Below are 1490 nucleotides of genomic sequence, written 5' to 3'. Positions count from 1 at the left end.
ACCCATTTTAATATTTATAAATTCAGAACAATGAAAATTGATACGCCTAAAGAAATGCCAACACATCTATTATCAGACCCAGATTTTTATATCACCAAGGTCGGAAAAATTTTAAGAAAAACCAGCTTGGATGAGCTGCCTCAATTATTCAATATTATCAAAGGTGATATGGCTGTCATTGGGCCTCGTCCAGCGTTATGGAATCAATATGATTTGATCGAAGAGCGCGATAAGTATGGAGCAAATGATATTCGTCCAGGATTGACTGGATTGGCTCAGATTAGTGGTCGAGATGAGCTTGAGATTCCAATTAAAGCCAAGTTAGATGGCAAATATACGGATAATATTAGTTTAATGATGGATATAAAATGCTTCTTTGGTACGATTACTTCTGTTTTCAAAAGTGACGGTGTCGTTGAAGGCGGCACGGGAACGATTAAGAAGGAGGAAATCGAATGAAACGAATCCTAATTACAGGAGCGAATAGTTATATCGGTACATCCTTCGATAAGTGGATGCAGCAATTTGGCGATAATTATCAAATTGATACAGTTGATATGCATGGAGATCAATGGAAAGAAAAAGATTTCTCTCAGTATGATTCTGTTTTTCATGTCGCAGGAATTGCTCATGCAGATGTATCAAAAGTCAGTGAAGAAACGAAACAACTTTATTATAAAGTGAATTGCGATCTTGCAGTTGAGACAGTAGAAAAGTACAAAAATGATTTGAATGGAAAAAAGGGACAATTCATTTATATGAGTTCGATTATTATTTATGGTGAGGAAACAAATATAAATAGAAAAAGAATTATAACAGCTGATACTGAACCTAACCCTTCTAATTTTTATGGTGACAGCAAGTGGCAGGCTGAAAAAAAATTAAAAATGCTGAGGGATGAAAATTTAAAAATAGTTTTTGTTCGACCACCAATGATATATGGACCAAACAGTAGAGGAAATTATCAGCAATTGGTTAAGATTGCAAAAAGGATTCCTGTTTTTCCAAATGTTAAAAACGAAAGGTCTATGTTAAACATTTTTAGATTATGTGAGTTTATCAAGAATAGAGTGGACAATTCTGATGAAGGAATATTTTTCCCACAAGATGACCAATATGTTAGAACAAGTTATATGGTAAGGGATTTAGCGCTAGAACATGGAAAGAAAATTTATTTGTTTTCGTGGTTAAATTGGCTAATCTATTTAATGGGGTATTTTCCAGGGAAAGTAGGCAAAATAGTCAATAAAGCTTTTGGCAATTTAGTATATGATAAAGATACTAAAAGCAGTTTCTAAATAAAATAATTATTTATTGATTAAAAGGAGTAGTAATGTATACTAATTATTCAGTTTTAATGTCTGTTTATTCGAAGGAATCACCTCTTTTTTTAAAGCAAAGTATAGAGAGTATTCTTAACCAAACGATAAAAACTAACGATTTTGTTATTGTGTTAGATGGTTTACTAACACGAGAGTTGAATGAAATTC

General features: G+C 32.6%; 2 protein-coding genes. Both read left to right on the top strand.

Annotated features, from left to right (window positions below):
* On the top strand, nt 1–459 hold a 459-nt coding region (locus tag A5877_RS17130; RefSeq protein ID WP_086316348.1), incomplete at its 5' end, for a sugar transferase.
* Entirely contained in the window at nt 456–1298 is an 843-nt protein-coding gene (locus A5877_RS03030) for an NAD-dependent epimerase/dehydratase family protein (RefSeq protein WP_086316347.1), read from the top strand. The genes A5877_RS17130 and A5877_RS03030, both read left to right, overlap by 4 nt.
* Nucleotides 1299–1490: the final 192 nt, after the last annotated feature.

The organism is Enterococcus sp. 3C7_DIV0644 (genome assembly GCF_002141235.1).
Lineage (GTDB): Bacteria > Bacillota > Bacilli > Lactobacillales > Enterococcaceae > Enterococcus_D > Enterococcus_D entomosocium.
The sequence above is the reverse complement of the archived record's forward strand: the minus strand, read 5'-3'. Positions and strand labels throughout refer to the sequence as shown.